The 23,150-nt window shown below is 46.1% G+C and carries 17 protein-coding genes; 7 read left to right on the forward strand and 10 right to left on the reverse strand.

Going from position 1 to position 23,150, the window contains the following annotated elements:
• Positions 1 to 26: 26 nt before the first annotated feature.
• The 7 genes from L21SP3_RS06405 (at position 27) to lpdA (ending at position 9,813) form a co-directional block, all read left to right on the forward strand.
• On the forward strand, positions 27 to 1,904 hold the full coding sequence (locus L21SP3_RS06405; RefSeq protein WP_077540064.1) for a hypothetical protein: 1,878 nt from the start codon (positions 27 to 29) through the stop codon (positions 1,902 to 1,904).
• Between the two features lie 98 nt (positions 1,905 to 2,002).
• Positions 2,003 to 2,683, forward strand: coding sequence for a potassium channel family protein (locus tag L21SP3_RS06410; RefSeq protein WP_077540065.1), 681 nt, complete (start codon positions 2,003 to 2,005; stop codon positions 2,681 to 2,683).
• Positions 2,684 to 2,689: 6 nt separating this feature from the next.
• A complete protein-coding gene (locus L21SP3_RS06415; RefSeq protein ID WP_077540066.1) occupies positions 2,690 to 3,589 on the forward strand; it encodes an HAD-IIB family hydrolase in 900 nt (299 codons plus the stop codon).
• Between the two features lie 34 nt (positions 3,590 to 3,623).
• Entirely contained in the window at positions 3,624 to 6,377 is a 2,754-nt protein-coding gene (gene polA, locus L21SP3_RS06420; RefSeq protein WP_077540067.1) for a DNA polymerase I, read from the forward strand.
• 118 nt (positions 6,378 to 6,495) lie between these two features.
• Positions 6,496 to 7,860 (forward strand): AAA family ATPase, encoded by a 1,365-nt coding sequence (locus L21SP3_RS06425; RefSeq protein ID WP_227806838.1) that lies wholly within the window; start codon positions 6,496 to 6,498, stop codon positions 7,858 to 7,860.
• 2 nt (positions 7,861 to 7,862) lie between these two features.
• On the forward strand, positions 7,863 to 8,417 hold the full coding sequence (locus L21SP3_RS06430; RefSeq protein WP_077540068.1) for a hypothetical protein: 555 nt from the start codon (positions 7,863 to 7,865) through the stop codon (positions 8,415 to 8,417).
• A 16-nt stretch (positions 8,418 to 8,433) separates the two neighbouring features.
• Positions 8,434 to 9,813 carry a dihydrolipoyl dehydrogenase gene (gene lpdA, locus L21SP3_RS06435; protein WP_077540069.1) on the forward strand — a complete coding sequence of 460 codons (1,380 nt, stop codon included), beginning with the start codon at positions 8,434 to 8,436 and terminating at the stop codon, positions 9,811 to 9,813.
• A 123-nt stretch (positions 9,814 to 9,936) separates the two neighbouring features.
• Here lpdA and L21SP3_RS06440 read toward each other — a convergent pair whose 3' ends face one another.
• From L21SP3_RS06440 to L21SP3_RS06485, 10 genes are all read right to left on the reverse strand, one after another.
• Positions 9,937 to 11,955 carry an NADH-dependent [FeFe] hydrogenase, group A6 gene (locus tag L21SP3_RS06440; protein ID WP_077540070.1) on the reverse strand — a complete coding sequence of 673 codons (2,019 nt, stop codon included), beginning with the start codon at positions 11,953 to 11,955 and terminating at the stop codon, positions 9,937 to 9,939.
• A gap of 4 nt (positions 11,956 to 11,959) precedes the next feature.
• Complete coding sequence (locus L21SP3_RS06445) at positions 11,960 to 13,855, reverse strand: NADH-ubiquinone oxidoreductase-F iron-sulfur binding region domain-containing protein (RefSeq protein ID WP_077540071.1); 1,896 nt, start codon at positions 13,853 to 13,855, stop codon at positions 11,960 to 11,962.
• Positions 13,855 to 14,349, reverse strand: coding sequence for an NADH-quinone oxidoreductase subunit NuoE family protein (locus tag L21SP3_RS06450; protein WP_077540072.1), 495 nt, complete (start codon positions 14,347 to 14,349; stop codon positions 13,855 to 13,857). Before L21SP3_RS06450 ends, L21SP3_RS06445 begins: the two co-directional genes overlap by 1 nt.
• A gap of 45 nt (positions 14,350 to 14,394) precedes the next feature.
• Positions 14,395 to 15,585 carry a SpoIIE family protein phosphatase gene (locus tag L21SP3_RS06455; RefSeq protein ID WP_161488123.1) on the reverse strand — a complete coding sequence of 397 codons (1,191 nt, stop codon included), beginning with the start codon at positions 15,583 to 15,585 and terminating at the stop codon, positions 14,395 to 14,397.
• Positions 15,569 to 17,314 (reverse strand): [Fe-Fe] hydrogenase large subunit C-terminal domain-containing protein, encoded by a 1,746-nt coding sequence (locus L21SP3_RS06460; RefSeq protein WP_077540074.1) that lies wholly within the window; start codon positions 17,312 to 17,314, stop codon positions 15,569 to 15,571. The genes L21SP3_RS06455 and L21SP3_RS06460 overlap by 17 nt, the downstream gene beginning before the upstream one ends.
• A gap of 24 nt (positions 17,315 to 17,338) precedes the next feature.
• On the reverse strand, positions 17,339 to 17,602 hold the full coding sequence (locus tag L21SP3_RS06465; RefSeq protein ID WP_077540075.1) for a (2Fe-2S) ferredoxin domain-containing protein: 264 nt from the start codon (positions 17,600 to 17,602) through the stop codon (positions 17,339 to 17,341).
• On the reverse strand, positions 17,599 to 18,270 hold the full coding sequence (locus L21SP3_RS06470) for a redox-sensing transcriptional repressor Rex (RefSeq protein WP_118084524.1): 672 nt from the start codon (positions 18,268 to 18,270) through the stop codon (positions 17,599 to 17,601). The genes L21SP3_RS06465 and L21SP3_RS06470 overlap by 4 nt, the downstream gene beginning before the upstream one ends.
• Before the next feature lie 743 nt (positions 18,271 to 19,013).
• Positions 19,014 to 20,864, reverse strand: coding sequence for an alpha-L-fucosidase (locus tag L21SP3_RS06475; RefSeq protein WP_315850246.1), 1,851 nt, complete (start codon positions 20,862 to 20,864; stop codon positions 19,014 to 19,016).
• Between the two features lie 91 nt (positions 20,865 to 20,955).
• On the reverse strand, positions 20,956 to 21,612 hold the full coding sequence (locus L21SP3_RS06480) for an SGNH/GDSL hydrolase family protein (RefSeq protein WP_077540077.1): 657 nt from the start codon (positions 21,610 to 21,612) through the stop codon (positions 20,956 to 20,958).
• A gap of 31 nt (positions 21,613 to 21,643) precedes the next feature.
• A complete protein-coding gene (locus tag L21SP3_RS06485) occupies positions 21,644 to 23,134 on the reverse strand; it encodes a glycoside hydrolase family protein (RefSeq protein ID WP_077540078.1) in 1,491 nt (496 codons plus the stop codon).
• Between the last annotated feature and the right edge of the window lie 16 nt (positions 23,135 to 23,150).

The following is a 23,150-nucleotide window of genomic DNA, read 5'->3' on the forward strand; positions in this document are numbered from 1 at the left end:
GCCGCTTCACCGAAGGCAGAAAAAAAATGATAAAACAGTTCAGAATTTACCTTTCGTTTTTATTGTTATTGATTTCTTCTGCTTTTTCCAACGCAGAAATCCCCTGCGAACCGTTCGTTATTACAGTGAAAAACTCCGCAACAGGAGAGCCTGTACCCCTGACAGAGCTCAAAACCATAAACAAAATATCATACCTGACTGACAGCAGAGGAAAGATTGCATTTCTCGAGCCCGGGCTTATGGATGCGGGAAAAGTTTTCTTTTATGTTGAAGCTCCTCACGGATACATCGATCTCGAGAAAGACGGCTTTGGGTACAGAGGCGTCAGCCTCAGCCCTTCCCCGGGCGAGAAAACTGAATTCACACTCGCACCAGACCCCAACACCGCTGATTCGACCGAATACAGCAAACTGGAGCATTACAGACTGAAAAACAATTACGTTGCCAGCTCGGATGCATATTTGCCGTTCGAGATAACAGTTCGAGACAGCGAAACAGGAAGAGGCGTGCCGCTGGTTCAGCTGAAAACTGAGCAGGGATTAACATATCATACCGACAGCGCAGGAAGGATTGCATTCTTCGAACCCGGGCTTATGAGCGAGAAAATATTTTTCCATATAGACAGCTACGGATATAAAAGCGCTGCGGGAGGAGGTAAAACACTAATCCCCAAACCAAATGGAAACGCTGTTATCTACTTAGACAGAATAAACATAGCAGAGCGTCTCTACCGAATCACCGGCGGCGGGATTTACAGACACAGCGTTCTTCTCGGCAGAGATGTGCCGCTGGAAAAGCCCCTGCTTGCAGGGAAGGTGCTCGGGCAGGACACCGTAGCTATGACCGAATACAGGGGCAGGTATTTCTGGCTCTGGGGCGATACCGACCGTCCTTCTTATCCCCTCGGGAATTTTAAAACATCTTCAGCAGTATCTCTTCTGCAAGGCTCGGGCGGACTGAGCCCTGATGAGGGCATAAATCTCGATTACTTCACCAACAGCAGCGGCTTCAGCAAGCAGATGTTCCCCCACCCGAAGGGGCAGGTAGTATGGATGAACACCCTTGCAAGCGTTCAGGGAAAGACCGGCGAGAGACTTATTGCAAGCTATGGGGTGATAAAGGGAAAGGCAAAGGGAGAGAAAGGGATTGCGGTTTTCAATGATTCAAAGCAGGAGTTTGAAACGCTTACGGTTTTCCAAGATGAGCACAATATAGTTCTCTCAGGTCAGGCCGGCAAAAGAAACGGATACGTTTATGTTAACTGCCCCTACCCCGCTGCGAGAATCAAGGCTGAGTTAGAAGCTTTCGCAAACCCTCAGGATTACGAGGCTTATACCTGCCTCATGCCCGGAACTGCATTTGAAGGAGAAAAATCGCAAGTTGAAAGGGATGAAAACGGCAATATTGTATGGGGCTGGAAGAAAAACGCCTCTCCATTGAACGACAATCAATGGCAGAAGCTGGTGGAGACAGGAAAGGCATCCCCAAAAGAAGCTTGGAACAGGCTGACTGACGCAAAAACAGGGAAAAAGGTTCAGTTAGCGTTCGGGTCTGCCGGATACAACGCCGATAAGGACTGCTGGATTATGACAGGCAATCAGAAATGGGGAGATTCGTTTCTTGGCGAGATATGGATTGCTGCCTCAGAAAATCCGGAAGGGCCTTGGAGAAAGGCGAAGAAAATTGCAACTCACGACGCTTCAGGCAATCTTGAAGACTACACATTCTACAACGTATCTTACCACCCTGAATTCAACAGCAGGGGAAATATCTACTTTGAGGGGACATACGTTACAACTTACACCAGCAACAAGAACCCAACACCCAGATACGACTACAATCAGATAATGTACAGGCTGGATTTATCAGACCCTCGCCTCGAGGATATCTGGCCTCAGGAATAAGCTTGTCCAGATAGCTTACAGCCCCGCTTTAAACTCGGCAGGTTTGCAGAGATTTCCTCCTTCACTATAATAAGCCTTTTATTTTTGAAGGGAAAGAAATGAAAAAATTCGCTGTTATAGGGCTCGGCAGATTTGGCAAAAAACTGGCCGTTGCGCTTTCAATGAGCGAGGCGGAAGTTATAGCGATAGACATAAAACGAGATGAAATAGACTCGATCAGGGATCAGGTAAGCCATGCGGTACGTCTGGACAGCACCGATGAGCAGGCACTGATTTCTCAGGGCGTTGACAAGGCCGATGTAGCTGTAGTGGGGATAGGCCAGAGAAGAGGCGGCTTTGAGGCGGCTATTCTTACAGTAGTAAACCTGAAGAATATGGGCGTAAAGAATATCTATGCAAGAGCCATCAATCTGGTATCAGGTCAGGTATTCAAGGCTGTAGGGGCAACGGAAGTAGTTTATCCTGAGATAGAGGCAGCGCAGCGGTGGGCGTATAAGCTTATCGCCCCGCAGGTTACAGACAAGATTGATTTTGCCCCGGGCTACAGTCTCGCAAGGATAAGCGCAGGCGACAGCTTTCACAGCAAAACGCTGGTTGACCTTCAGCTCAGAAAGAAATTCAACGTGAACCTAATCGCTATTAAGAGAGGTAAATTTGCGGCAGATGAGAAAGAAGGCAAGATTATTAACGTACCTATGCCCAAGACAATAATATATAAAGAGGATATTTTGATGGTGTCAGGCTCTGATATTAATCTCGCAAAACTGCCGCAGGATTGAGCTTTTATGAATAATCCACCAAAAATAAGCCCGCTTTATATTACAGACCTCGACGGAACACTGCTGGATGAAAACGCAGCTGTTTCAGATTTCACTAAACACAAACTCAATGAACTGATATCAGAAGGCTGCAGGATTACCTTAGCAAGCGCAAGAAGCATTGCTTCGATAAGAAAGATTATGCGAGAAGTTGAACTCAACCTTCCTGTAATTGAAGTGAACGGGGCGTTTATAACCGACATTAACACCGGCGAGCATCTGCTGAGCGAACCAATGGAAGAAGGCGTCTGCAGAGAAATACACAAAATCATAGACTTTTATCAGGCAATGCCGTTCATTTTCTGCTGCGCAGAAGGTAAAGACAGAGTTTTCTACGAAGGACTTGCAAATGAAGGTATGCGCTGGTTTTTAAACGACAAATCAGAAGACCACAGAGGCAGGTCTGAGCAGGTCTTAATTGACGACTCTGTTTTTCAAAATGAAACGGCCGGTTTTATTGTGATAGGCTCTCAAACTCAAATCGAAAATATAAGGGGTGATATCGAGAGCAGATTCAGCCAAAAAATAGACTGCTACTGCTTTGCAAACCCGTACTGTCCCGAATGGCACTGGCTCACTATACACAGCTCACGGGCGAGGAAATCAGAAGGTGTTTTAAGCCTGGCCGAAGAGCTCTGCACAGATTTGAGCGATATAGTGGTTTTCGGGGACAACACAAACGACCTGCCGATGCTGAGACTCAATTCGCAGGGGCTTCAGAGCGTATGCGTTGCAAATGCAGCTGAATCAATAAAAAGAGAAGCAAGTCTAATCTGCAAAAGCAACACTGAAGACGGCGTTGTTAAATTTATAGAAAAAGATTTCAGAGAAAAAAACAGAGCTGGCTGTTCAGCAGAATCTGTATGATTATAGAAAAAACTTTATGCGTTAGGAGGGCAAAATGCCCGAAAAATTTTATCTTATAGACGGCCACGCCTTAATATATTCGAGCTATTTTGCTCCGATGCGGACAAACCTTTCAAGCCCTTCAGGCGAGCCCACAAAGGCCTCATACATATTCACAACCACACTGCTCGGGCTGATAAACCGCAAAAATCCGGACATGCTTGCTGTGGCGATGGACAGCAGGGAAAAATCGTTCCGATCTGATATTTTTCCCGAGTATAAGGCGCAGAGGCCTCCAATGCCTGAAGATATGCCTCAGCAGATCGAGAGGATTGAGCAGATCCTCGAGGCTATGAAGATTCCTGTTTTGAGAGTGAAAAAATATGAAGCCGATGATATTATTGGAACACTTTCCGAAAAGGCCTCAAAAGAGGGGTTACAAACCTATATATGCTCCGGCGACAAGGATATGCTGCAGCTTATCGAAAAGAACGTGTTCGTTTACGACATAAAAAAAGATTCCGTGAAAGATTTGAACTGGCTGGAGACAGAAAAACAGCTCACCCCGGAGCAGTTTCTTGATGCACTTGCTCTTATGGGAGATACTGCAGACAATATCCCGGGTGTCCCGGATGTTGGGCCGAAAACTGCTGAGCAGTGGATCAGGAAATACGGCTCTCTCGAAAAGCTCTATGAAAATGCCGGCGAGATCAAAGGCAAGAGAGGCAATTCACTCAGAGACAGCAAAGAAGAGGCCAAGCTCAGCAGAGAGCTTGTGGAGATAAAACGGGACTGTCCTGTTGAGCTGAGAAAGCAGGCATTCCGGCTTTCGGATTTTGACTACGACAGGCTTGCAGAAATCTTCTACGAACTGGGCTTTCAGAGATTGTATAAGACAGTGGGACTTGAGGGTAAACTCGAAGAGATCAAAACAGAAACAAAAACAGAAGGCAAGGGAAAGAAAAAGCAGACCGCCCTGTTTGACAATGAATCAGAATATGAAAGTATGAAAGACGGCAGGCAAAACTACAGGCTTGTGGGGAGCGAAGAAGAGCTTGAAGAGCTTTGCGGGAAGCTTGAGAAACAAACGATTTTCGCAATCGACACCGAAACATCCAGCATTGAGCCTATGAAGGCCGAACTGGTTGGTGTAAGCATTTCATGGAAGCAGAACGAAGCCTATTATATACCCGTAAAGGCTGGCGGAAACGCAAAGACCATCAGCACCGATAAGCTCAAAGAAAAGCTCGGGGGCATCCTCAGAAATCCAAATATAAAGAAGGCCGGGCAAAACGTAAAGTACGATATCGAGGTGCTCTGGAATTCAGGGCTGAGCCTTGAAGGCGTGAGCTTTGATACGATGATTGCTTCGTATCTGCTAAATGCCGAGAGAAGCAGCAACTCAATGGATGCTATGGCCAAGGACTATCTCAACTATGAATGCCAGCCGATAAGCGATTTGATAGGCAAGGGCAAATCGCAGATAACATTCGATAAGGTTCCCGCCGAGGATGCGGCAGATTATGCCTGCGAGGATGCAGATATCACATTCAGGCTGTATGAGTATCTCAATCAGAGACTGAACCAGCAGCCAAAGCTTATGAAGCTTTTTGAAGAGCTCGAGATGCCTCTAATGAAGGTGCTTTGCAGGATGGAGATTGAAGGCGTGAGCATAGACTGTTCGGTGCTTGAGAAGATGAGCAGGGAAATCTCTTCTCAGATAGAAACGTTAAGAGATTCAATCTTTGCGCAAACCGGCTCGGTTTTCAATATAGAATCTCCCAAGCAGCTTTCTGAGGTGCTGTTTGACAAGCTCAAGCTCCCTCAGATAAAGAAACGGAGCACCGATGCATCTGTTCTGGAAAAGCTCGCAGATTTCCATCCGGTGATCGAGGATGTGCAGCAGTTCCGCCAGCTCGTAAAGCTCAAAGGCACATACATTGACAAGCTCGGGGCTATGGTTAACCCGAAAACAAACCGCCTGCATTGCAGCTTCAACCAGACAATAACCGCCACAGGAAGGCTGAGTTCATCCAATCCGAACTTGCAGAATATCCCGATACGTACAGATATAGGACGGAAGATTCGCGCTGCGTTTGTGCCGGGGGAGAAAGACGGCGTAATATTGAGCGCCGACTACTCACAGGTGGAGCTCAGGCTCCTCGCCCATTTCTCTCAGGACAGCCAGCTTCTGGAAGCATTCAACAGCGATATGGATATACACAGCTTCGTGGCAAGTGAACTTCTCGGGGCAGATACTGAGAACCCAGAGCCCGAGCTGAGAGCCAAGGCAAAGGCTGTGAATTTCGGCATTATTTACGGCCAAGGGCCTTATGCCCTTTCGCAGTCTCTGGGGATAACACAAAGCGAGGCGAAGGAATTTATCGACAGCTACTTTCATCGGTACAGCTCGATAAAGGATTTTATGCAGAGCGTAATCGACGGGGCAAAAACCAACGGTTATGTAAGCACAATACTCGGAAGACGCAGAGCTGTGCCCGGGATAAACTCCTCAGCAAAACGCGAGAAATCTTCTGCCGAGCGGATGGCCTTCAATACCACAATACAAGGCTCGGCTGCGGATTTGATTAAGGCTGCTATGATTGAGGTGCAGAATCAAATTGACGCAGAAAAACTCAAAGCTAAGATGATTATCCAGATTCACGATGAGCTGGTTTTCGAATGCAGCAGAGACGATGCTGAGCAAAACGCAAAGCTCATCAGCGAGATAATGGAAAACGCAATAGAGCTCAGGGTTAGACTGAAGGTGGACACCGGCTGGGGCGAAAACTGGATGACCGGGCATTGATAAAAAAGTCTTATTGATTGAAAAACTAAAAACTTCGTATAATATATAATTGTTTAATAAAATAATTTATTACAACTAAGGGCTAACAATGAAAATATCTGTCTAAAATCTAGGGCCGATAGAAAAAGCGGAATTTGAGCTGGGGGATTTTACCATAATTTGCGGTAAGAATAATACCGGCAAAACATACGCAACTTACGCCCTTTATGGTTTTATAGATTTCTTTAACAACCATTACCATTTGGATGTCCCGGACAATCTTATAAAAAATCTACTGGAAAATGGCTCAGCAGAAATTCCATTAGATAATTACTCCAAAAAAAGAAACAGAATACTTTCAGATGCATGCCGAGAATACAAGAAACTTCTTCCCAATGTATTTGCTGCAAATAAGAGGAACTTTGAAAATGTTAAATTCCTCGTGAGCTTAGATGAGCCTGAAGAATTCCCTGCCAAGGAAATCGAAGTAAATTACGGAACCAATAAAAAGAATATTCTAAAATTAAATAAACCCAAAAATGCAAATAAAATCACCGCAAGCCTGATGATACAAAATGGAGGCCAAGAACTTCACAAAGACCTTATAGATAATGCGATTGGAGAAACTATCCGTCAGGTTCTTTTTGGCCATTTATTCCCCAAACCATTCATTATAAGTGAGGAAAGAACTGGAGCTGCAATTTTCCGCTCTGAGCTTAATTTCGCAAGAAACAGACTGCTGGAAGAAGTTAGCTCTATGGAAAAGACTTCGTTTAACCCTTTTGAACTGATAAACAAAGTTTATTCAGATTATGCACTTCCGGTTAAGCAAAACGTTGAATTCATTAGAAATATAGAAAATGTAGCTAAGAGAGAAAGCTTTTTAGCTGTCGAACACCATGATCTGCTCCAAGAATTTGCAGATATTATTGGGGGAACATACAAAGTAACAAATAGCGATGAATTATACTTTATCCCAAATAAAGATAAAAGAGTAAAGCTGACCATGGATGAAAGCTCAAGCTCTGTTCGTTCTCTGCTTGATTTAGGTTTTTATCTTAAACATATCTGCCGAAAAGGTGATTTGCTTATGGTGGATGAACCTGAACTTAATATGCACCCGGAAAATCAAAGAAAGATAGCAAGGCTTTTTGCAAGATTAATCAACCTTGGAATAAAAATCTTTGTAACCACTCACAGCGATTACCTGATAAAGGAGCTGAATTCTTTGATTATGTTTGACCCTGAAAACACCTCACATCTAAAGATAATGGAAAAGGCAAATTATTCTAAAAAAGAATCATTATCTTCTTCTAAATTTAAGGTTTATACTGCTGAAAAAGCGAAAATTCTCAAAGACGGAAATAAACGAAAAACTACAGGCCTGACTTTAATCCCGGCAGATATCGATAAAGAACTTGGAATTGAAGTGGCCAGTTTTGATGAATCAATTGAAGCAATGGAAAGAATCCAAAACAGCCTTCTTTTTGAATCAGAGGAATAAATTTGCTGCAGACTGATACACTTAAAAGCATCTTTCATAGAAAATTTACCTTGGATTTAAATGTTTCCCAAGGGAAAAATACAGCTGTTTTAAGGGAATCTGGAAAAGAAGCCAAACTAAAACATGTGAAACTCAGCAACATACCGGATAATTCATTAATACTGAAAATAGATGCTTGCAAGTGTCCTGAATATATTTTCAGTTCAACAAAAGACCATAACATAAGATGCGATTACCTTCTGATATATCAAAATACAGAAGAATCGCCCCCTGATTTGGTTTTCATAGAGCTTAAGTCGAAAAAACTCAAAGGCAGCAAGTATTCAAGTCAATTCAAAAGTTCAGTTTGTCTATTTGAATATATAAACTCCATCCTTATAAATTTCTATGAGATAAAATCCTTATCTAAAGCAAAAAAACATTTTATATTGCTGCACAAAAAAAGAATAGCTAAAACCAACACAAGAAAAAAACGGGAATATTTCAGCACCGATAGTACACCTGAGAAACCTTTGAGCATAAATGCCGGCAGTTCACCTATTTTTTTAAGAACATAAGAATAAGCGTTTGATTATGGCAAAAGATTACGATGCAGTGATAATAGGAGCGGGGCCGGGAGGCTATGCCGCAGGGATAAAATGCGCAAGAAACGGCCTCAAAACCGCTGTTATAGAGCGAGACAAGCCCGGAGGGACGTGTTTGAATTACGGCTGCATACCTTCGAAGGCGCTGCTTGGGTCTGCGGAGTTTATAATTAAAGCCAGACACGCAAACCTGATGGGGCTTGATGTATCTTTCGGCGAGCCGAACTGGGGCAGGATTCAATCCCGCAAAGATGCAATAGTAAAGAGCTTCACATCCGGCGTTGAAGGGCTGCTGCGTTCGAACGGAGCGGAGCTGATTATAGATGATGCCGAAGTAAAGGAAAATGGCTCGGTGAGGCTGAAAAATGCCGGCAGAGAAATCAGCTGCGAACACATAATTCTGGCAAGCGGGTCTGAGCCAAAAGGGATTCCCTCAATCCCATTCGACGGGAAAAAGGTAATTTCCAGCAAAGAGGCTTTGAACCTTAAAGAAATACCCAAATCCATGGTAATAATCGGCGGCGGGGTAATCGGCTGCGAGATGGGCTGTCTTTATGCCTCAATGGGCTGTAAAACCACAATTATCGAAGCCCTTCCGAGACTGCTTCCAAGGGAGGACGATTGGGCAGGCAGGCTGCTTGAGAAGGAATTCAGAAAGATAAACCTTAAAGCCCTTACTGATGTTAAAGTGAGCTCTGCGGAAACCTCAGGCGATCTATGCAGGCTTCATCTATCCTCAGGCGAGGTGCTTGAGAGCGAGAAGGTTTTAGTTGCTGTGGGAAGAAGGCCTGTAATAAGCGAGGAAACCGCCAAGGCCTTAAGCCTTGAGCTCAGCGTCGGCGAGGTGGTAATAGATGAGAAAATGCAGACATCCGCTAAAGGCGTTTACGCACTCGGAGACCTTGCCGGGAAAACATACCTCGCTCACGGCGCATATTTGGAGGCGGAGATCCTCGCAGACATTCTCGCGGGCAAAGGCGGGCAAATCAAAGACTACCATCTGGTTCCAAGGGCTGTATATTCCTTCCCCGAAGCGGCAGGCGTCGGGCTTACAGAGAAAGAGGCTCGGGAGAAAGGCATTGATTACAGCGTTACCAAATCGGGGTTTCTCGCAAACGGAAGAAGCCTTGCCCATAATCAGACAGCCGGCGAGGTGCGGATTATAAAAGACAAAGCTGACGGCCGTATAGTCGGAGTGAGCATGGTAGGAGAATCGGCAACTGAAATGATCAGCACAGCGAGGCTGATTATTGGTACAAACGAAAAGGCCGGCGAGGTTAGCTTCCCCCATCCTACAGTATCAGAAGTGCTCAAGGAGGCTTGGATGGGTGCATACGGCGAGAGCATTCATCTGCCGCCCCAAAAATAGAAAACTCAGCTCAAGACCTGCACGCTCAAAATGCCGAAGGGGAAATAAAAATGGGCGCCGGAATGAATCCGAACGCCCGAAAGAGTATTGTATGTGTGTTCTATTAGTTGAATGAAAGGATTTTCATTTTTTCGATGACACCTCTGCAAGGGCATTATTGAGCTCTTCAACAGCCTTTGCTGAATCGCACTTGCTGATAATCTTATCATCAATGCGCACATTCGGCCCTTTATCGCATTTCTCAAAGCAGAAGGTGGCCTGAATGTTCACCTTGTCCTCGAGGTCTTTCTGGTGGACATAGTCCATCATATCCTGCAGAATTTTCCTTGAGCCCCTGAGATGACAGCTCGTACCCACGCATACGTTCACAGAGATTTTGGCCTCATCTTCGCTGCCTATTTCGATGTGATCGCTTTCGATCCTTCTGCGGGTTTTGTACTTCGTATGCAGGAGTTCATGGGCAGTATGGCTGCCGGGTTCGCCTCCGAGGGCATCGGCATAACAGCTCTGCAGATAAGGGTTGTCCTGAGATTTATGCAGCTGTAAACCTTTATCGCTCACATAAAGCCCGTTCTGACGCTTCTGCTTGTAGTTGTAGTCTTTGCTGAAAGGCTGGCCTGCCCCTGCAATGCACCCGCCCGGACAAGACATCACTTCCACAAAATCGTAGTCGCACTCACCTGCCCTTATCATCTCTGCCACCTTGCGGGCATTTTTCAAACCGTGCACTACTGCGAGCTTGAGCTTAATATCTCCGATTTCAATCTCAGTTTCTCGTATATCTTCATTCCCCCGCACCTGATTGTAGTCTGTCTCGGCGACCTTTTTGCCCGTAAGCTTTTCTGCAGCAAATCTGAGCACTGCCTCGCTCACGCCTCCGGTTACCCCGAAGATAACTCCAGCGCCGGTTTTAAAGCCCATGGGCATATCGAGAGATTCGGGAGTTAGGCCGCTGAAATCGATCCCCGCTTCCTTGATCATCATCCCCAGCTCCTGAGTAGTGAGCACTACATCCACATCTCTGTGGCCGTCTGTCTTGAATTCATCCCTCTGGGCTTCAAATTTTTTGGCCGTGCAGGGCATAATTGAAACAAGGTACAAATCTTCATTCTTCACATTGAGCTGTTCGGGGAGTGTCTTGCGTGCAACAGAGCCGAACATCTGCTGAGGGCTCCTGCAGGAAGAGAGATTGCCCAGAAGGTCAGGATAGAACTGCTCTGCAAACTTAACCCAAGCCGGGCAGCACGAGGTGAAAAGCGGCAGTTTTTCGCCCTTGGTCTTTCTATCGATAAATTCAGTTGATTCCTCCAGCACTGTAAGGTCTGCGGCGAATGAAGTGTCGTAAACCTGATCAAACCCGAGCAGCTTCATCGCAGCTACGAGCCTTCCCGTTGACACCTCGCCGGGCTCAAGGCCGAACATCTCGCCTATAGCTACCCTGATTGCAGGAGCTATCTGAACCGCTACAGTTTTTTTCTTGTCGTTTAGCGCATTCCAAACCTTCTCTGTTTCAAATTTTGGCGTTATAGAACCTGTGGGGCAGACACCTGCACACATTCCGCAGTAAACGCATTCTACCGCATCAAGATTTTTGAGAAACGCAGGCGAGACAATCGTATCTGCTCCTCGGTTTGCAAAATCAATCGCCCCCACGCTCTGGATCTCCTCACAAGCACGGACGCAGTCGCCGCAGAGGACGCATTTATTCGGATCGCGAATAAGAGACGGACTGCTTGAATCCACAGGCTTTGGCTTATACTCCTCAGAGAAGGGAATCTCCCTTATCCCGAGCCTGTTGGAGAGATCCTGAAGCCTGCAAGCTCCGGACTTTGAGCAGGTTGTGCAGGTTTGGTGATGATTTGCAAGCAGGAGCTTGAGATACACCTTTCGCATCTCGCGCAGCTCGTTTGTATTGGTGCTAACTACCATACCTTCCTGAGGCGTTGTGCTGCATGATGTAACGATGCCCATTCCCTCAATCTCCACAACGCAGAGCCTGCAAGCTCCGTAGATGCTCAGCTCTGAGTGGTAGCAGAATGTCGGCAGGTCTATGCCTGTTCGTCTTATTATTTCAAGCAGGTTTCTTTCGTTTTTGATTTCAACCCTGCGGTTGTCTATTGTTAAGTATTTCTTATCAGCCATTTTTCTACATCCCAATTACTGCGTTAAATTTACAAGCTTCTGCGCACGCTCCGCATTTGATGCACTTATCCTGATCGATTACGTGGGGCTGCTTTTTCTCGCCCTCAATCGCATCTACCGGACATTTCTTCTTGCAGAGCCCGCAGCCGATACATTTCTCCGGATCGATCTCAGGCATTGCGAAGGCCTTGCACTGCCCTGCCGGGCATTTCCCGTGCACTACGTGAGCGGTATATTCATCGCGGAAGTATTTCAGCGTAGTAAGCACGGGGTTAGGTGCGGTTTTCCCGAGGCCGCAAAGCGAGCCTTTGGATACCGCGCTTGCCACCCTTTCGAGCAGGTCGATCGTTTCCAGTGTTGCCCTTGCCTCGATGATATCCTCAAGGAGCCTGAGCATCTGTTTTGTACCCTCTCGGCACGGGACGCACTTTCCGCAGGATTCGTTCTGCGTAAACTGCATAAAGAAGTGCGCAATCTGCACCATACAGGTTTTCTTGTTCATCACCACAAGCCCGCCTGAGCCCACCATTGCACCGATATTCCGCAGGTTGTCGTAATCTATAGGCAGATCGAGGTGTTCTTCTGTGAGGCAGCCGCCTGAAGGGCCTCCGCACTGAACGGCCTTGAAGCCGTCTTCGAATATATTCCCGTCGTCGTCTGTTACGCCGCCTCCGATGCCGAATACAATCTCTCGCAGAGTTAGGCCGAAGGGCACTTCGATAAGACCGGTATTTGCAACGTGGCCGGTGAGAGCGAAAGTCTTCGTGCCCGCTGAGTTCTCCGTACCCATAGACTTGAAATACTCTGCCCCGTGCTGGATTATCAGCGGAACTGTTGCGAGCGTTTCCACATTGTTAATGCAGGTTGGCCTGCCCCAGAGCCCGCTTTGTGCGGGAAATGGAGGCTTTGGATTCGGCATACCCCTGCGCCCTTCAATGGAAGCGATGAGGGCTGTTTCCTCGCCACAGACAAATGCGCCGGCTCCTTCAAGCACCTTTATCTTAAGGCTCTCTCCAGTGCCGAATACATCATCGCCCAATATGCCCAGAGCCTCGGCATCTCTTACCGCCTCGCTGACCCTGCTTACGGCAAGCGGATACTCCGCACGAACATAAACATAGGCCTCATCTGCTCCGATAGCCCTTGCAGCAATCATCATCCCTTCTAACACTCGGTGCGGATTGCCTTCCATAAGGCTTCTGTCCATAAAAGCGCCCGGATCGCCTTCGTCGCCGTTGCAGATTACATATTTCTTCTCGCCGGGCTGGGGGAGAGTGAGCGCCCATTTTTTCCCTGTGGGGAATCCGCCCCCGCCTCTGCCTCGCAGACCAGATTCGAGAACTTCATCATATATCTGCTGAGGCTGCATCTGTGTAAACGCTTTTCTCGCTGCGAAGTATCCCTCATGTGAGATATACTCTTCTATATTGCAGGCATCAATCTTGCCGCACTCATCGAGAACCGTACGTTTCTGCCTTGTATAAAAGGGGATGTCCTTGGTGGTTTTGCAGGTGTTTCCGGTAGCCGGATCGGAGTATAGAAGTCTTTCCACAGGCTTATCATCAGCTACTGAGGATTCAACAATTTCAGCAGCATCCTCCGGCTTCACCCGCACATAATGATATTCCTGCGGACGCACCGTTACCAGCGGCCCAACCTGACAGAACCCGCGGCAGCCTGTTTTGGCCATAACCACATCAGCATCCTTATCAGATTCGAGCTTTACCGAAACGTTTAAGTCTTTCTTTTCCACCTGCTCTTTTATAGCCTCAAAGACCTTCAAAGACCCGTTTGCAACGCAGGCCGTACCTGCGCAGACCACAATCTGCCTCTGGGTTTTCTCAAGGGCTTTGAGGTAGTTTTCTTTTATTGATTCCAAATTTACGGTTGCCGCAATCATCAGGCCTTCTCCTTTTCAAGAATTTCTTCGATAAGATTTCCCGCCTTCTCCGGCGTTACAAGCCCGTAAACATCTTCGTTTATAGTAATCACCGGAGCCATCCCGCATGCACCGAGACAGCTGACAGTTTCCACTGTAAAAAGCTGGTCGTCTGTTGTGCATTTTTCCTTGTCAAGGCCGAGCTTTCCCTGCATTGCCTCAAGGATCGCTATCGAGCCCTTTACATGGCAGGCTGTTCCGTCGCATACATGGATTACATACTTGCCTTTCGGCTCAAGTGCGAAGTGTGCGTAAAAACTTGCCACTCCATAAACCTTTGCCGGCGGCATTTTCAGACTTGTTGCAATATATGTTAAAATTTCTTCCGGCAGATACCTGTACTCCCTCTGCACTGCGTGGAGTATTGGTATGAGATTTGATTTGTCTGCCTGATGTTCTTCAAGTATCCGGCAAACCTTCTCAAACTTCTGCTTTTTACAGGCTTCACAAGACATCAATATTTCCTTTATTCAATTATCACTAAACTACTTCTTTTACTCTTATATCAGCTCCATATCAGAGCTTTTTAAATGCTTGTTATTGAGCGTATCAACAATTTCTCTGAGCATATTTCTTCTAATATCCAAAGACGCCGGCAAGTTCGGGTCCTGGTGGGCTTCGTTAATCTTCGTTCCCACGATAAAATGTATGCTGTCGCTCTCGAGCAGGTATTCCACTAATTTTTCAGCGGGATTTTTTGCAGGCGGGTCAATTTCGCCTCTGCTTTTTAGCAGTTCAAGCGCCCTGCTCAACGTTACCGTACCCTCAGTAACCAGCTCTGCGCCTTCCATCTTAGAGGCCGGAGGGATATAGGGATCGGTCCAGCTGAGGTCTATCTTCACATCCCTTTTCGTCTGATTTGCGATAATCCTCGCAGTTGTTCCTCCGCAGACAAGCTTTCTTCCGCTGAACTCTTCAAACTTTGAAGCGAGCAGGCCGTCATTGCTCTGATTGTACGGAGGGCCTGTTATCACAAGCGTTCTGCGGGGATGCCTGAAAGAGATTACTGCTGCGCTTATATCGTCTTTGGCTTTATTGCCGTCGTTCTTCAGAGCCCTTTCAACAATCCTGCGGGCAAGCTTCCTCGCTGAAACAGATTCTAACCCGCCCAGCTGAGCGGTTATATATTCCTCAGCTCCCTGAGATGTCCAGCCAAGAGGCATAGAGTCTGTTCCCATCCCGGACTGGGTAACGCCGTCGCTGCAGAAAAAAAGCTTATCACCTTTGACCGCATCAAAGCTTGTATATTTGAGCTCTCTCTGTCCTGCTGAGCCGGCATCTATCCTGTGGCTGCTTCTTTCCAGCTCAATCTTTCTGCCGTTCCTGAGAAGAAGGCAGCAGGGATTGTCATATTCAATTATCCGCACCCGCCCCTCATAACTCACATCAACTATGGTGAAAGTGGAATACCCCACTTTCCGAACGCTGCATACCGGCAGAGTGGCCATAATGATCTCTGAGGCGCGCTTGAGATCTATATCGCTCTTGATGTAGTTCATTGCCATCGTAGAGGTTAGGGTAGCAAGGACGTTGGCCTTAATCCCGCTTCCGAGCCCGTCAGCGAGTATGCAGATAGTTCTCTGGCCGTCTTCTGTCCTGCTGGAATAAAAAACATCGCCGGGAGAGCCCATACCTTCCTTGCTCTTCTGGAAAGAGCCGACCTCTACGAAGAAATCATTCTTTGTGAGCATCATTGCCCCTTTCGCTCTCTTCGCTGCCTGTCTGGAAAGACTCTACAATAGAATTGAGAATCACCTCTGAGTCAGAAGCATTCTCCCCGAGAAGATAGGCAATCTGCTGAACAGTCTGAAGGTTTTTCTCTATAACGTTTTTCGCCTTGTTTATTATCTGCTCCTTGGCGACTGCCGGAGCGGTAATATCCTGCAGAAACGCACCTGCGAGCCTTCCCTGCTCGATAGTGAAAACGGTAATATGCAGAACGGCGTTATTGAGCTTTATGTCCTTCTCGATAACCTGCTCACGGCTCTCTATTGCCCTTCGAAACATCTCAGCGCTGGGCAGGAGTTTTTCGATTTTTGCCTTCTCCAGCCCGGGAATCTGAGCGTACAGCTCTTCGGTATCGCTTCCAAGCATAGAGGCAAAACGCCTGTTAGACTCTACCACCTCAAGCTTCTCATCCACAATCACTACCCCGCCGGGCATTGTTTTGATAAGCATATCGGCCTTCTTATGGGCGAGCTGACGCATATAGCTTACGCACATACTCTCCTCCGCCCTGCCTTCAAGAAGCGCCTCGGCAAACTGCCTGCAGGAATCATACCCGCAGCCGCTGCAGTTGAGCTCGTCCTCGGGGCGGTATTTGCCAACACGCTCAAGGGCTTCTCTTATCTTATGCTCGGGATATTTCTTTTCTTCCTTCGGGTCGGGGCTGAAGCTGGCAGTTATATCGATGCCAGGCTTTCTGGGTATATTTTCCTTTTCATATTCGCTGCCTGACAAAACATCAAGCCGTTTTAATGCGCTGCTCTTTCCGCTCTGGGCTGCCGGGCCGTTAACGCATCCGCCGTCGCAGGAGAGCAGTTCGAGGAATACAGGCTTATCGGGCTTGAAATTCTCGAGCCCTTCAAGAACCTGCATTATATTATCCATTCCGGAGAATGTCATATAGCCTGCATCAGTAACATCGCAGTTGGCCTTGATGCCTGCTATCATCCCGCCGTCTACGGGATAGAGACTGCCCTCTGCCGCCCTCTGCGGAACAAACGCATCCCCGGTCTTATCGGGCTCAAGAGCTGCCTGGTCAATCTCTTCATCCATAAGCCACTGCTTCAGGTCTTGGAAGGTTATCGCAACATCCAGAAGGCCTTCTGAGGTGTCCGATTCCTTCTTCTTGCCTATGCAGGGGCCTGCAAAGACGATCCCAATATCCTCCCCGTATTCCTTGCGGAGCATCTTGCAGTGCGCAAGAAGGGGCGAGAGAATGCCTGTAATGCTGCCTGCAAGCTGAGGCATATATTTAAGCACATACTCAACCACGGTAGGACAGGCGCTTGAGATGTAAACGCCGGGGCTGCCTTCGGCGAGTATTTCCGCAGTATTTGCAGAAACTTCCTGCGCCCCGAGAGCGGTCTCTGAAACGCCCGCAAAGCCGAGCTTCTTAACCGCTGCTATGAGCTTGTCCTCGCTGCCTTCAAACTCCGCCCTCCAGCTGGGAGCTATAGACATATATACCTTTTCTCTGCTTTTCAGCAGAAGGCGTGCCCTCTGGAGGTCGTTTCGTATCTTTTTTGCGCCTGCCGGGCAGGTTCGAACGCACGTACCGCACATAATGCAGCTGTCGTTCATTATCCTTGCGTGGCCGTCCTGTATCTGTATCGATTTTACAGGGCATCGGCGCAGGCACTTGTAGCAGTCCTGGCATTCCGCTGCCTGAGTGTAAACTGGTTCCATAAAATCCATACTATACCCTTTCAAAGCCGCTGGTCAGTTTATTATGCCCTTTTCTCTCAGATGGATTCTGATAAGGTCTAAAACTGATTCTGGCTTAATATCATCATACTCTTTATCATCAATCGTAATGTGAGGGCCGCTGCTGCATTTACCCTCGCAAAGGCTCCCTGAAAGCTCAATGCTCTGTTCAAGATTGTTTTCAGAGATATACTCTTTGATGAGCTCTATGGCCTTATTATTCCCGCGTGTAAAGCAGGAGCTTCCCATACAGAGCCTTATTTTCACTTTTCCGTTCATACATTTGCACCGCTGAATTCCTCTGCCGATTCTTCGTTCTTCTCTCGAAGCCTGCTTGAGAGAACCGCAAGCGAACATTCAAGCTCCACCCGCTCAACGATTATGTGCTCGGGAATATCCAGACGGACAGATGTAAAGTTCCAGATTGCCTCAATCCCAGATTCCACCATATACCCTGCCACCTGCTGAGCCCTGTTCTGCGGGACGGTAAGCACGCCTATTTTTATATGCAGCCTTTCTAACAGATCGGGGAATTTCTCAAGGCTGAAAATTTTCTTCCCGCTGATCTCTTTGCCGATTTTGTTTTTATCAACATCAAAGCCGGCAACTATATTCAGCCCCCGCTCGCGGAATCCTTCGTATCCCATAAGAGCCACCCCGAGATTGCCGCAGCCTACGAGAAAGGCATCTCTGCTGTTGTTCCAGCCGAGAAAGTCCTCAAGGTGTTTGATCAGGCCGGCAATATTAAAGCCTACTCCGGACTGCCCGGAAATGCCTGTGGCCGAGAGGTCTTTGCGAACCTGAATAGCCTCAAGATGCAATGCACGTGCTATATACGCGCTGCTGATATTTTCGTGCCCCTCTTCCAATGCCTGCCTGAGTATATGCAGATATGAGGGAAGCCTCTTGATTGTGGGCAGTGAAACTGATGAAACTTTCATAATCATACATACTCTTTCAAAGATATTTTAATATCGATATTTTTTTATCGAGGGTATTTTATCACACTCTAAACGAATTTCAAGGACTTTTTAAAATTTTATTATCATCCCAAAGTTTGCAGGTTATTAGCAGTTAGACTTATTAGCACAAGTGTTAAATTGCCTGTAATTTTGAGCTTCTTAACTCGGACTTCTTTTGCACGCTGTCCCATCAGTAAAAAGCATATCAGATGATCCCACGCTCTGGTCAGTTTGGTTGCAATCGCTTTGTGCAGACCAGCAGTGAGCAGTACTCTTTTGCACCGGAATATTTCCTATGGCACTATTAAGGTTTTTGCTGTTTGGAGGATACTTCTGTTCATTAACAACTTCTGCAACTATCGTTTCTATTCTGATCTCTTTGGCTGATATAGTTTAAGAACAAGAAAATCACTTAACAGGATATTCGTCTGACCCCAATTACAACACTTAAGCCGGGGACACCGTGTCTCAACAATTCCAACGAAAGTTCGAAAATGACGATTCAGCCGACCTTGGTATTTATAGAGAGAATGCTGCAGCAGGAAAACTGAAAATCTAAGGCTTGCCCTGAACAATTTTCTTGCCTATCTTTTCATCTGCTAACCGAATATTTAATTTTATAATATCATACGCGGCTTAAAATCCTATGACAAAAGCTTCTTAACGTATAAATACCATATCAAAGCTCAAGTCTTTTCAAATACCTAAAAATTCCGGGAGTATAATAATTATCTGCCCGAGATTTTTAAAGATTTAAGGGTTACATCCCTGAGATTAACAGGGCTCCACTTTCCCCTCAAAGGTCGTATTTTAAGGCGGTGTTCACCTGGATTTAATGTTATTTTATCTACAATACTAACGGTTTTAAAATTTGAATAGCTTCCAGTGGGGTTAAGCTCAGCCCGGTATTTCTTATCATCAATTTCTATGGTTATCTCAGATGCTTTATCAGTCAGAGCAACATCGGTTTTTACAGAAAATTCAGCTTTCTTTTCCACTTCAAAAGGCCATTCAATCCAAACTCTTGCATCTGTCCAGAAACCAATGTTTTTTTTGCTGTTTATCGTTTCTAATTTGGCTTTAGAGCCGTATCCCGGGTTGTGAATATTGGCAAGCTCAGCTTTCAAAACTATCTCACCCTGAGCGTTAGCGGATGGAATAATCTTGTCTATGTCAAGCTCGCCTTTAACCTTCAAAACTGCAACAGTATCAATTTCGTTAAGAGGCTCAGAAGGCAGCTCAACCATAACTCCATCTGAGACAGAAGCGGCTTTAAGCTTTTTCATATTTTCCAGCAGGTAAGCCTGCTGAACCTTGTTTTTAAGCCCGGGCAGGATGAGCTTTCCGTCTTCTGGCCAGTCGAAAATATGCAAATAAAGATCTGCCCCATTGATGTATGTTTTTTTAGTGCATCTTCCCCAACTCAGCTTTGCGAAAGGACTCGCCGTTGTCTCGTATATAGACCTGCTGTTTACGCTCATCCATTTGCCAATCTCTTTGAGCCTTTCAACTGATTCTTGAGGTATCTCACCCTTCGAAGTTGGGCCTACATTAAGCAGGTAATTACCGCCTTTACTTGCAATATCAACGAGGTTGCGAATGAGATTTTTTGCTGATTTCCAGTTATGGTCATAGCTTTTAAAACCCCATGTATCGTTCATAGTCATACATGCTTCCCAGTCATAATCAAGGCCTTTTGCCGGGATATGCTGCTCCGGCGTTTTTAAATCGCCCGGATAGCCTCCTCCAAGACGATTGTTTGTGATTATACCGGGCTGAAGACTTATAAGCGGCTGGAGCATATCAGCTCTTTCCTTGTTCATATCAACCGGTGTATCCCACCACAAAACCGCAATATCGCCGTAGTTAGTAAGTATTTCTCTAACCTGCGGGGCTGCGATATTCTTAATGTATTCATCCATGCTCCCAAGCTGGGCGGGGTCCCAATGGCCGGAATGCTCGGCAGTAAACTTGTCGATTTTTTCATGATCGGGGTTATCCCAGCCTGCTTTTGCAGGAACCCGCATTACCGCCCCTCCTTTATGGCACCAGTCCTGGGCCTGAGAATAGTAAAAGCCAAGCTTAATGCCGTGTTTTTTGCAAGCCTCAGCCAGCGGCTTTAAGAGGTCTTTGCCGTAAGGCGTTGCGTCAACCACATCCCAATCTGTAACCTTGGAATTATACAGAGCAAACCCGTCGTGGTGTTTTGAAGTGATAACAATGTATTTAATCCCTGCATTTTTTGCAAGCATAACCCATTTATCAGGGTCATAATTTACAGGGTTAAATCCTTCAGCATACTCTTTATATTCAGCAACGGGTATTTTACCGCGATTCATTATCCACTCCCCAATACCCTTAACCTTATGTCCTTTGTAAATGCCGGCAGGGACGGAATAAACGCCCCAATGAATGAACATTCCAAAGCGGGCATCTCGCCACCAGTCCATTCTTTGATTCCGCTGTTCTTTTGTTTCGTTTGCATAGGGCCAAGAAGTATCATTTGCCTCTGCTAAACTACAAAATACAGCAAAAATTAAAAAAGATAAAAGCACCTTAACTGCGACCTGATTTCTCACGATAACCTCACTATAAAATTTTAAAAACAATATTCTTTAATTTCGACACAACGCACCTTCAGAACTGACAAATACACCTGCGCAACGAAATCTACTTTTGAAGCTCTAACTGATAGTCAATATGCAAAGCTGTTTGCCTTGCGAGAATTTGATATCCTTTTTTAGTTAAATGCACATTACCGGGAGCGTTGAACAGCTGCTCTGGAAAAATTTTTGTCATAGCATAGAGATCGTTAATAGGAATTCCATGCTTTCTGATTACCTTTTTTGCCAATTTATTGTACTTAACTTCATCTCCTGCAATTCTTCCCGGCTCACCTTCGGGAACAACTGTTGTGGATGCCCAAATCAGCTTTGCTCCAGTTTTTTTTAGCCTATCTACGAGTATTTCGAGATTTTTCTCATACTGCTCAAGCGAATTAGTAATCGTGCCGTGTTTTTTGTCACGTTTATTAAGTCGATTAGACTCTGGATTGCGATAGCAAAGGTCATGGAGGCCCCAGTTAAAATGAATCAAATCCAATTTTTTATCACCCAGCCACTTTTCTATTTCCTCAAGCCCTTTGCTGGTTGGGCCTGCATTGCCTTCGTTATGTATAACATTTGCCTTACCCTGCAAGAGCTGGCGAACGTGTGGCGTGTAACCTATTGATATGGAATCACCAATTATTAACACATTCGCAAGCTTATCTTGTGATGCAGCCACAATAGAAGAAACTATCAAAATAGCACAGAACATGCGTTTCATTATACTTTCCTTTTCAGCTTTTTATAGAAGATTATTCAAATTCAATTTCAACACTATCAATCATTGGCTTTGAGGGGTTTTCTGTTGTATCTTCAAGTTTGAATTCAAAGCAGAAACCGTAAGCTGGAGGAAGGAAGCTAATATCCATACTCGCATTCCTGCGTTCTATCCGCTTTGCAAAACCCTCGATATAGTCATAGTTTTCCTTTACTTCCTGCCACTTAGTCCAGAGTTCGGCCTCACCATCATTGTCAGTATCAGCCCCAACTCTGGCTGTTACTTTCTCAACCCACGGTCCGGGACTCACATAATCTGTATCCATCTGCGTTACGAGATAGAACTGACCTTCCGCAAAACAAATATCCGGATCAGGATGCCCCTTTCCAATATTCCCGCACCACTGGAACTTCTTATTCAGCGAATCAGAAGTAAACCAGCAAACACTCATATCATGGCCGCCGACGGGATCAAAATCACCAAAAAGATAATACTGCTCACCAATACTAATCATCGCCCAGTCGCCGTAGGCTTCCTGTTCCGGCTTGTGGACGTTGTATTTAGCTGCATTGCTTTTCCAGTCCGGATGCTGAAGCCAGTGAGGATGCTTATACTCGCCAACTTTGCCTGTAGGCTTGGTGCGATTATCAACAGCAAAATCCAGTATCTCAAAATCAGTGATCCCGTTTTTACTCACGGCGTGCCCTGCCAGAGGCGAATCCCACGAATGTTTAGAGGCATTTATCGGGCTCCAGTCTTCATAGATCACATGGAAACTCCCTTCTTTATCACGGAAAAACGCACAATCGGAACCGTCAGAAGGGTCTGCAAAAGCGAGCCCCATATTCTTCCCGGGTTCGCCGTCGGTGAGATCGTCATCAATGTAAAGATGCGGGTCCTGGTCGTTTGGGTAGTCGTAATAGATGTAAGCCTTCCCGTCAGAATATTCTGCTGTTGTAACCCACCGAGAAAAATGTTTGGTAACAGGCCCGTGATGTACCCAGTTTTTCATATCCCTGCTCTGCCATGCGTGATATCCGCCAAAACCCTTTTTAAGACCGCCCGGGGCGTTGTACACATTTGGAAGCGGTGTAGTTTTCAGAGGAACATCAAAACCATCAAGAGAAGCAGCTTCCGCTTTAAAGCTGTCCTCACCTTTAATTTTAACATACTGCCCAAACATCCAATAGTTGTCCTGTCCAAGAATAAGCATAACAGGTGCATTATGAAAATTATCAGGGCCAAGATTTTTTACAGGCTTCCAGTTCTCCCAAACCGCTGACTGAGATATTGTGATAGACTTAGCAGACATCTTTTTATCGAAGCGCTTCACCTTGCTTGTGTAATAACCTTTTTCAATGGACGGGCAAACTGTGTCATCTTCAAAATATATCGCGCTGTATGCCTTTCGAAGCTGCTTCCACTGCTTTTTAGTTTCTACTTTCCAACTGTCAGCTTTAACGAAATTATTAAACAGCAAAACGAATGCCGCTAAAAATAAACTTTTATAAATTAAATATTTCATATTAAATCCTGTTCTA

The organism is Sedimentisphaera cyanobacteriorum (assembly GCF_001997385.1).
Classification (GTDB): Bacteria; Planctomycetota; Phycisphaerae; order Sedimentisphaerales; family Sedimentisphaeraceae; genus Sedimentisphaera; species Sedimentisphaera cyanobacteriorum.

Bases quoted from the DNA above. Each gene is read 5' to 3' on its own strand.
- L21SP3_RS06465 (WP_077540075.1), bottom strand. From the start codon at position 17,602: ATGAACGGAAAAGTGAAAATAAGGCTCTGTATGGGAAGCTCCTGCTTT.
- L21SP3_RS06440 (WP_077540070.1), bottom strand. From the start codon at position 11,955: ATGGCTGATAAGAAATACTTAACAATAGACAACCGCAGGGTTGAAATC.
- L21SP3_RS06480 (WP_077540077.1), bottom strand. From the start codon at position 21,612: ATGAAACGCATGTTCTGTGCTATTTTGATAGTTTCTTCTATTGTGGCT.
- L21SP3_RS06460 (WP_077540074.1), bottom strand. From the start codon at position 17,314: ATGGATTTTATGGAACCAGTTTACACTCAGGCAGCGGAATGCCAGGAC.
- L21SP3_RS06470 (WP_118084524.1), bottom strand. From the start codon at position 18,270: ATGATTATGAAAGTTTCATCAGTTTCACTGCCCACAATCAAGAGGCTT.
- lpdA (WP_077540069.1), top strand. From the start codon at position 8,434: ATGGCAAAAGATTACGATGCAGTGATAATAGGAGCGGGGCCGGGAGGC.
- L21SP3_RS06415 (WP_077540066.1), top strand. From the start codon at position 2,690: ATGAATAATCCACCAAAAATAAGCCCGCTTTATATTACAGACCTCGAC.
- L21SP3_RS06485 (WP_077540078.1), bottom strand. From the start codon at position 23,134: ATGAAATATTTAATTTATAAAAGTTTATTTTTAGCGGCATTCGTTTTG.
- L21SP3_RS06450 (WP_077540072.1), bottom strand. From the start codon at position 14,349: ATGTCTTGTGAAGCCTGTAAAAAGCAGAAGTTTGAGAAGGTTTGCCGG.
- L21SP3_RS06405 (WP_077540064.1), top strand. From the start codon at position 27: ATGATAAAACAGTTCAGAATTTACCTTTCGTTTTTATTGTTATTGATT.
- L21SP3_RS06410 (WP_077540065.1), top strand. From the start codon at position 2,003: ATGAAAAAATTCGCTGTTATAGGGCTCGGCAGATTTGGCAAAAAACTG.
- polA (WP_077540067.1), top strand. From the start codon at position 3,624: ATGCCCGAAAAATTTTATCTTATAGACGGCCACGCCTTAATATATTCG.
- L21SP3_RS06455 (WP_161488123.1), bottom strand. From the start codon at position 15,585: ATGCTCACAAAGAATGATTTCTTCGTAGAGGTCGGCTCTTTCCAGAAG.
- L21SP3_RS06445 (WP_077540071.1), bottom strand. From the start codon at position 13,855: ATGATTGCGGCAACCGTAAATTTGGAATCAATAAAAGAAAACTACCTC.